This window comes from Candidatus Marinimicrobia bacterium CG08_land_8_20_14_0_20_45_22, from assembly GCA_002774355.1.
GTDB lineage: Bacteria > Fidelibacterota > UBA2242 > UBA2242 > UBA2242 > 0-14-0-20-45-22.
In genome coordinates this window covers 1-8,310 of sequence record PEYN01000180.1, presented here as the reverse complement: position 1 = coordinate 8,310, position 8,310 = coordinate 1, and the positions used below count along the sequence as shown (strand labels likewise).

The following is an 8,310-nucleotide window of genomic DNA, read 5'->3' as shown; positions in this document are numbered from 1 at the left end:
CAAGCATATCCCAATCCGTTCAATCCCGTAACGCAATTCGGATACGCAATTCCGACGAAATCTCAGGTACGGATCGATGTTTACGATCTGAGAGGTCGCTTGATGGAAACGATCGTGAATCAAGTCAAAGAGCCCGGTAATTATCAGGTAACCTGGGACGCTTCGAAATATCCTTCCGGCGTCTATCTGTACAAAATACAGGCGGGAACTTACACCAAAACGAAAAAATGCTTGTTGATCAAATGATCGAATAGTCTATCCATCCGGCAGGTTAAACCATACCTGCCGGATGGTGAAGATAGTTAATAGTAAAAAACGTTAACAAAAGGAGTAAAAAATGGCAAAAGACAATCTCGTATCTGTGCAATTTCAGGCGGCAGACCTTGAAGCCATCAAGGGCGCGTTTACGGTGCTGGATGAAAAACTTGTACCCAAACTGATCGATCTGAACAAAACCGAGCGCCGAGCCTTGCTGAAAATGGGCGACAAATCGCTTCCATTTGTCGAAAAGGCATTGGAGTATGCCCTGACAAATGGAAACCTCCTGCCAAATTACGTCAATGTCGCCGAAATGAAAACCGATCTGGATGCGGTCAAAACCCTTACCGATCTGTATCGGAGCGCTGAAAAAATTACCGATATGCTGGACGACACAATCCTGCTTTCCGGTAGCGAGGCTTTTCAAACCGCATTAAACATCTACAAGGCAGTTCAGCAAGCCGCAAAAAGCGGGATCGAAGGCGCGGAAATCATCTTCGCCGACCTTAAACAGAGATTCGAGAAATCGAAAGAAAAGACGCCCGAGACTCCGGCAGTCTGAATTGATATTTTACCGATCTCATTTGGTCTTCGGAATATGTCGGGAGATACTTCATATATCTCCCGATATATCTAAAACATCAACGGAGATATCTGAAACATGTCGCGAGACATCCGGAAGTTCAACGGAGATACTTGGAAGTTCTACGGTGTCCAGTTTAGATAAAATTCATAGTGTACCGTGGTAGGCGGCGCTCTGTGTCAGAATCTGACACAGCGGGAAAAATGTCTGAATCGCTGATTAACCAGATTACGCTGATTTCCCTGATTATTGATATTGAAATTGTGAAAGGGAATCTGTGAAATCCATATTCGCCAAAGGCGAACTGACGGTGTTATGATGGATGCTGTGCCGGGATTTAGTATTGATTCGTAGTCTATAAATCAGAAACCAGTTTGGCATAGCGAAAACTGGTTTCGTTCTTTTCGCTACGTTAGATTTGAGAGTCTGACACAACAGGGGAAAGCGAACCAGCCCAAAAAACCGAATCAAACCTAATCAACCAAATCAAACCTAATCCAACCTAATCGACCTACTCTACCGAATTCAACCTAATCTACCTAATTAACCCAATCAACAGAATCCAACCCAATTACCCCATTGTTCGCTCTTGTAATCAAATTTTTTCTGTCATAAATTCAGCGCGTTTATTTGAACCATCGAATAAGGAGATATCATGAAGACGATTCAAGTCTCGTTTGCCATATTGATTACCGTGCTATTTGCTCTGATGATGTCCGCATGTCAGAGTCCGGAAGTGACTTCCGCAAAGGTCTATTTTCAACAAAATAATGTTGATGCGGCCGAGCAACAGTTACTCAGCGCTTTGGACAAGGAACCCACCAATCCCGAGGTTTCCTTCCTGCTCGCTACCGGTGTTTACGCTCCGAGAAAAGACTGGGCGAAATCGAAACAGATGTTGCAGCTTTCCAAAAAAATCAGTTCCACTTACAGGGAACCTGTCACCGGACTTACCGCCGACGATATGCTCAAGAGAATCTGGAGCGAAGTCCACTCGCAGGGCGCCAACTTTTTCAATGACGCCCTTCGCGCGCTTTTTCAGATGGAAAAAGATTCATTGCTGAAACTCGCCGCGGCAAAATTTCAAGAAGCGCTTGAGATTCGCACCGATCAGGATCCGACCTACAACGGCATCGTCAAATGCTACTTCCTACTGAAAGACTCCGCAAACGTCATCAAATACTCCCTGCTGGCGAGTGAAGCAGGTATCTTCGATAAAGATATTAATTTTTACTATTATCAGGTCAGATGGACGCCGGATCAGCGGGAATCGGTTCTCTCCGAACTCGCTCAGGCGACGATGGCTCATCCGGAAGCGACCGACCTCCAAATTCTACGGATTCAATATTTGACCGAAATTCAGCGCCTTGAAGAAACGTTGTCTATTGCCAGACAGCTGATTGCCAGCGATCCGAACAATGTGGATTACCGCTTCATTTTAGCACAAATTCTGGCTAAAACGGGTCAATTCGAAGAAGCAAACCTCGAATATCAGAAAGTTCTCGCCGCCAATCCTGACGACACAGAAGCGCTGATCCGCATCGCCGAGGCAAATTTTAAAAATAGTGATTGGGTCAACGCCGAAGACTATGCCCGTAGACTGATCGCCCTCGATCCCAAATCCATCCTCGGATATGAGATTCTCTGGAAGTCGCTTTACAATCAGGGAAATTTGGAAGAAGCCGAAAAGTATCGTGCGATTTCGAAGGAACTCCAGCAACAATAGTCTTTCGAATAAAGTCATTAAAAAGCCGGTTGAATTTCGACCGGCTTTTTATTTTTTAGTGAGTCATGCGGTTGGTTTAGGTCAGCCGATTCGCGTGCGCTTGTTCAGGTATTCGGTCAGCGCCAGATCGAGCGGTTTCTCCGTTGTCATCAGCACGTAGTCGATGTTATTCTCGCGACAGCGGATTTTATACTGCTCGACGAATTTGCCAATGCTCTGCTGATAGGCGCGCCGGATATGCCACGGTTCTGTGACGAGAAATTCGTTCGTTTCCAGATCGACGAACCGGGATTGCCGCTTAAAATCGAATGCAATCTCCTGCGGATCGAGAATATGAAATAGTATAACCTCATGCCGTTTGTGCCGGAAATGTTTCAACGCATGAATGACCGCCTCCGGGTCGTCCATTAAGTCTGAAATTAAAATGATCAAACCGCGTTTCCTGATCTTTTCCGCTAATTCGTGAAGTAGTGGCGCTATGGCGGTTTCATCACCCGGCGTGGTGTCTTCCAACGCACCGAGTACTAAGTTCAGGTGGCTTTTCTTCGCCAGCGGCGGTAAATAATTCCGAACGACAGAATCGAAAAGCGTCAGGCTCACGGCGTCCTGTTGTTTGAGCATGAGGTACGCCAGCGCCGCGGCCAGATAACTGCCGAATGTCAACTTGGAAATCTCGCCTGAACGGTAGCCCATCGACCCGCTTTTATCGAGCAGAATGTACGATTTGAGATTGGTTTCCTCTTCATATTGCTTGATGTAGTACCGGTCGGTTTTGCCGTAGAGTTTCCAGTCGATGCGCTTGATCTCATCGCCGGGCATGTATGGACGATGTTCGGCGAATTCCACCGAAAAACCGTGATACGGACTTTTATGCAGTCCAATGATAAAACCTTCGACGACCAATCGGGCGCGGAGGCTCATATTATCTAACCGCGAGATAGTTTTAGGATCGAGAAATTGGCGTTTTCCGATTAGTTCAGCCATTGGAGAATTTTTCCGGTGATCGTGTCGGTGTCGATACCTTCCGACTCGGCGTTAAAATTCGGTATGATACGATGTCGAAGAACCGGCTCTGCGGCGCGAATGATGTCGTCTTTGTTCGGCGTCGGTTTTCCGTTCAGAACCGCGTAGGCTTTCGCCGCAAGAATCAAGTATTGCGACGCGCGCGGACCGGCGCCCCATTCCACCCACTTCTTGACGAAATCGGGGCTTTTTTCTTCGTTTGGACGCGTCGAAGTCACGAGTTTGACGGCAAATTCCATGATGTTGTCGGCGACCGGCACACGCTTGATTAATTTCTGGAAAGTAAGGATTTCTTCCTTGTTGATGATCTTCGACAATTTCGGTTCGATGTCCGAGGTCGTCGATTTAACGATCTCGATTTCTTCCGCGAACGACGGATATTTGATACGCAGACTGAACATGAATCTGTCCAATTGCGCCTCGGGCAGAGGATACGTTCCTTCCTGCTCGATCGGATTTTGCGTCGCTAATACGAAAAACGGTTCATCCAGTACATAGGTTTTTCCGGCGGTGGTCACGCGGTGTTCCTGCATGGCTTCGAGCAAAGCGGATTGGGTTTTTGGCGGCGTGCGGTTGATCTCGTCGGCGAGAATGATATTGCCGAAAATCGGACCGCAGAAAAACTGAAAGTCGCGTTTGCCGGTCGTTTTATCTTCCTGTATCAATTCGGTTCCGGTGATGTCGGACGGCATCAAATCCGGCGTAAATTGAATCCGTTTGAAGTTCAAATCCATCACGTCAGCAAGCGTTTTGATCATCAGGGTTTTAGCCAATCCGGGCACGCCGATCAGCAAACAATGTCCACGACAAAGAAGCGTCACCAGTAACTGATCGATGATCTCGCGTTGACCGATGATGACATTACCCATTTCGGAAAAAATCCGCTGGCGCGCGGCGTAAAGTGACTGAACCAGTTTTATATCATCCTGTTTTTCCATTTTTTCAAATCCATTGTTATTGATTTCTGATAAAGTTTGATAATAACATTACTGCTTCGTTTTGGAAAGCGCTTTTTTCATCTTTTCCAAAAATGGTTCCGGTTTCTCAAAACCGACGACCCGCAATTCGCGAATCTCATTTCCGTCTGGCATCACGAAAAGAAACGTCGGAACGCCCCGGATTTCATATTTCGCTTTCAACTGCGCGACTTCAGCGGAAACTTCCGACGTCAAATCGACTTTGAATAACGCAAATTCGTCGCCAAGTCGAGCGACTTTCGCGTCGCTAAACGTATATTGATCCATCTCTTTGCAAGGAATACACCAATCGGCGGAAAAATCGATCAAAACAAGTTTACCGGAATTAACCGCAGTCTTGAATGCATTTTCGTTATACGGTTGCCACTTCATCTTCTCGGGCGTCGATGCGTCCGGCTTAATCAGCCATGTTCCGAGAATGATCGCGGCGATGGCGAACAATCTCTTGAATGAGACAAATCCCCGCGCATTCTCACCGGCGTGATCGAAAACCGCCAGATAAATTCCCGCGCAAATCAGGTAGCCCGTCAGAACGAATTGACGAATCACTTCCGGTATGATCGGCCGGACAAAATAGAAAGCCATTCCAACGAGAATCAGTCCGAAAATGATCCGAACGCCGACCATCCATTCGCCTGAGCGCGGCAATTTCCCGATCTGGCTCGAAAAGAACGCCAAAAACAGAAACGGCAATCCGAGTCCGATCGACAGTGTGAAGAACATCGCAAAGCCAAGAGCCGGATTTCCCGTCGTCGCGACATACGTCAACAGACCGATGACGAATGGACCGATGCAGGGTGCGGCGACGATTCCCATCGTTAAACCCATGATGAGCGATCCGAGATAACCGGTTTTTGCGGGTCCGCCAAGATTCATCAAAAAGCCCGGCAATCCAAACTCATAGACCCCAAACATGCTGAGCGCCAGCACGATCAAGATCAGCGCAATGATGATCAAAACGATCGGGTTTGTCATCAATGAACCGAGCAAGTTTCCCGAAAGCGCCGCCAGCGTTCCAAGAATCGAATTGACAATCGCTATTCCCACAACATAAAAAAGCGCCATCAGGAACCGTTTACCCTTCTTATCACTCTTTTGTCCGCCGAAATAACTCATCGTAATCGGAATCAGCGGATAAACGCAAGGCGTCAGATTCAGTGCCAATCCACCGAGAAAAATGAGAAGAAATGTCAGTGCAATTCCTTTTTTTGCGAACGATTCGCCGACGTCAAATACTCTCGAATCGTCTGTTTCGGCCTCTCCATCCTGTTTCGTATCAGATTCAGACATCGTCAAACCGACAATTTCGGTGTCAGCCAGAATCGGAATGTTCAATGAAAAAACCGATGAATCGGGCGCGAGGCACATTTCGTCGCTACAGCCCTGATAATACAAACTCCCGGTCAATGCCACGGATTTTACGGCAGACTTGGGAACTTTGCCCTGAATCATCACGACGAATTGTTTTTCATAAACGGCTAAAGGCTCATCGGAAAAGGCAAACTTCTTCAACTGATGCGGCGGAAATTCCACCGATTCAATGGAATATCCTTTCGATGGACGAACCGTCAGTTTCGTCGGAATCACATACGGATCGGTTGGCGTCGATGAATTGATATGCCATGGATCGACTAAAATAACTTTGACCGCAACCGTGAATTTTTCACCCGCGTGAACGCCATTGGTGGAAAGCATGGGTTCTGTGGATAAAATCTGTTTGGACGACTGCGCGTTTGTCAGCGTTACCAGCCAGCTAATTATAATAAAGATGAGAAGATATACTCGCTTCATGAGTTCTCCGCTAAGAATTAATGATAGAAAACATTCGACCTAAAAAACTCTTTTTCATTTTAAGTGCGCGACGAATTTCCGGCAATTTACTGCGCGCTTCTTCGACTCCGGCTGTGATAAAATCGTCAAATCGGAGAAATTCACTCCAGTGCGCGTCTTTCACATCGGGATGTAAACCGACATCCGCTAACGATAATTGCAGACGTGAAAGATATATTCCGCGAATAACATCCGCCCGGCTGACGATTTCGAGGATATGCGGATCGTTTAAAGCCTGAATATTTTTAACACTTGCCGAAACGCCAATCACGATATCCGCGCCAAGTTCGCGGGCAATTTCGACCGGAACCAGCGCGCTGACGCCGCCGTCAGTGATTAACTTGCCTTCCATCTCTTCCGGAGAAATGTATCCCGGAATTAATGAACTCATCCTGACGGCGTTCCGCAGACTACCTTCTTGAAATGAGATCGTCTCTCCCGAATTCAGATCGGTTGCAACGCTGACGAATGGGATTTTTGTATTTCGAATATCCATTTCATCAATGAGAACTCCGATGGCAGCCGAAAGTCGTTCGCTTTTGACCAAACCGGCTCGCGAGGCGGTGTAATTGATGACAATCCGTTTGGTAATCGTCTTCATAAACTGCGTCAGTACCGAGGGCGAATTTCCGTTCTGAGGAACGATATATTTAAGCCCGAGCGATTCATAATCGTTTCCTTTTAGATAATTTTCAAGCCGACGCGTCACTTCCAGCGCTTTTGGATTCTGGGCGTACATCGCGCCGATTATGGCGCCCATCGAAGAACCCGCGATAAGATGGATTGGAATTCCTTCCTCTTCCAGCACTCTCAGGACGCCAAGATGAGCAAGTCCGCGCGCACCGCCACCGCCCAAAGCCAAACCGACTTTCGGCTTCATTCCGCCTTTTTCAGTTCCGCTTTTGTCGTCATATAAACTTTTTTCATCACGACGTCTTTCGTCGGGCGATCACGTTTATCGCGTTCGACGGCGGCAATTTTATCGACGACGTCCATGCCTCTGATGACTTTTCCAAAAACCGTGTATCCGCCTTCATCAAGAAACGGCAAATCGACCAGACAAAAATAGAACTGACTGCCGCTACTGCGTTTCTCAGGATTGGCTTGATCGGACAGTCTCGCCGCCGCGACGCATCCGCGCAGATGTTTCTGACCGAGTTCTGCTTTCTGATCGTAACCGGGACCGCCGGTTCCATCATTATTCGGATTTGCGTCCTTACTGTAGAGATCGCCGCCCTGAACGACGAATCCCGGAATGACTCGGTGAAATGTCGTGCCTGTGTAATATCCGGCATTCACCAGTTTTTTAAAATTGCCGGCATGACCGGGCGTCTCTTTAGCGTAAAGTTCAATGACGATCTTGCCGAAATCCGTTTCGATCACGGCAACCTCGTCTTTTCCGACTGGTTCATTGGGTATGGTCTTCAGTTTAATCTGAAGTTCCGAGATGTCTTTATTTGTGAGCGTCTGCGAAAATCCGCTGACACCCAGCGATAACAGCGCAAGAATGGCGATAATTTTCATGTCTTTCTCCTATAAAATATGAACGTTTCCTGGTTGATGTTGATTCGCTATTTCAATTAAAAAATTTCTGTCCCGAAGCTTCGGGACGATTTCGTTCTCAAAGAGTTCCAGCACTTTCGCCGGATCGTTGTTGATCTCACTCAAATGTCCGAGTATCAGATGCCGGAATCGACCGTTCATTTTGATCCGGTTGAACAGTTCGAGCGACTGTTCGTTGGATAAATGGCCGTCGCGGCTTTTGATCCGGTGTTTGAGGTAAAGCGGATAAGGTCCATCCATGAGCATTCCAATATCATGATTGGATTCAAGAAAAAGCAGATCGAGATCGGATAGATGGTGGAGCACCGACTGATTAACGGTTCCTAAATCCGTCAGAATCGCGATCCGAA

The 8,310-nt window shown here is 47.2% G+C and carries 9 protein-coding genes; 3 read left to right on the top strand and 6 right to left on the bottom strand.

Annotation, left to right across the window (positions count from 1 at the left end):
- From COT43_10350 to COT43_10340, 3 genes are all read left to right on the top strand, one after another.
- Positions 1-246: hypothetical protein (locus COT43_10350; GenBank protein ID PIS27480.1), on the top strand; the 246-nt coding region annotated here is incomplete at its 5' end.
- A 91-nt stretch (positions 247-337) separates the two neighbouring features.
- Positions 338-820: a hypothetical protein gene (locus COT43_10345; protein ID PIS27479.1), complete on the top strand. Its 483-nt coding sequence runs from the start codon at positions 338-340 to the stop codon at positions 818-820.
- 676 nt (positions 821-1,496) lie between these two features.
- Positions 1,497-2,567, top strand: coding sequence for a hypothetical protein (locus COT43_10340; protein ID PIS27478.1), 1,071 nt, complete (start codon positions 1,497-1,499; stop codon positions 2,565-2,567).
- Between the two features lie 81 nt (positions 2,568-2,648).
- On the opposite strand, the gene COT43_10335 is transcribed toward COT43_10340, so the two are convergent.
- From COT43_10335 to COT43_10310, 6 genes are all read right to left on the bottom strand, one after another.
- Positions 2,649-3,551, bottom strand: a complete 903-nt coding sequence (locus COT43_10335; protein ID PIS27477.1) for a DUF58 domain-containing protein — start codon at positions 3,549-3,551, stop codon at positions 2,649-2,651.
- A complete protein-coding gene (locus tag COT43_10330; GenBank protein PIS27476.1) occupies positions 3,539-4,528 on the bottom strand; it encodes an AAA family ATPase in 990 nt (329 codons plus the stop codon). The genes COT43_10335 and COT43_10330 overlap by 13 nt, the downstream gene beginning before the upstream one ends.
- A gap of 48 nt (positions 4,529-4,576) precedes the next feature.
- Positions 4,577-6,358 (bottom strand): thiol:disulfide interchange protein, encoded by a 1,782-nt coding sequence (locus tag COT43_10325; GenBank protein ID PIS27475.1) that lies wholly within the window; start codon positions 6,356-6,358, stop codon positions 4,577-4,579.
- A gap of 10 nt (positions 6,359-6,368) precedes the next feature.
- Positions 6,369-7,277: a hypothetical protein gene (locus tag COT43_10320; GenBank protein ID PIS27474.1), complete on the bottom strand. Its 909-nt coding sequence runs from the start codon at positions 7,275-7,277 to the stop codon at positions 6,369-6,371.
- A complete protein-coding gene (locus COT43_10315) occupies positions 7,274-7,921 on the bottom strand; it encodes a peptidylprolyl isomerase (GenBank protein PIS27473.1) in 648 nt (215 codons plus the stop codon). Before COT43_10315 ends, COT43_10320 begins: the two co-directional genes overlap by 4 nt.
- Positions 7,922-7,930: 9 nt before the next feature.
- Positions 7,931-8,310: hypothetical protein (locus COT43_10310; GenBank protein ID PIS27472.1), on the bottom strand; the 380-nt coding region annotated here is incomplete at its 5' end.

Excerpts from the sequence above, each read along its gene's own strand:
- COT43_10345 (PIS27479.1), top strand. The coding sequence starts at position 338 with ATGGCAAAAGACAATCTCGTATCTGTGCAATTTCAGGCGGCAGACCTT.
- COT43_10335 (PIS27477.1), bottom strand. The coding sequence starts at position 3,551 with ATGGCTGAACTAATCGGAAAACGCCAATTTCTCGATCCTAAAACTATC.
- COT43_10330 (PIS27476.1), bottom strand. The coding sequence starts at position 4,528 with ATGGAAAAACAGGATGATATAAAACTGGTTCAGTCACTTTACGCCGCG.
- COT43_10340 (PIS27478.1), top strand. The coding sequence starts at position 1,497 with ATGAAGACGATTCAAGTCTCGTTTGCCATATTGATTACCGTGCTATTT.
- COT43_10325 (PIS27475.1), bottom strand. The coding sequence starts at position 6,358 with ATGAAGCGAGTATATCTTCTCATCTTTATTATAATTAGCTGGCTGGTA.
- COT43_10320 (PIS27474.1), bottom strand. The coding sequence starts at position 7,277 with ATGAAGCCGAAAGTCGGTTTGGCTTTGGGCGGTGGCGGTGCGCGCGGA.
- COT43_10315 (PIS27473.1), bottom strand. The coding sequence starts at position 7,921 with ATGAAAATTATCGCCATTCTTGCGCTGTTATCGCTGGGTGTCAGCGGA.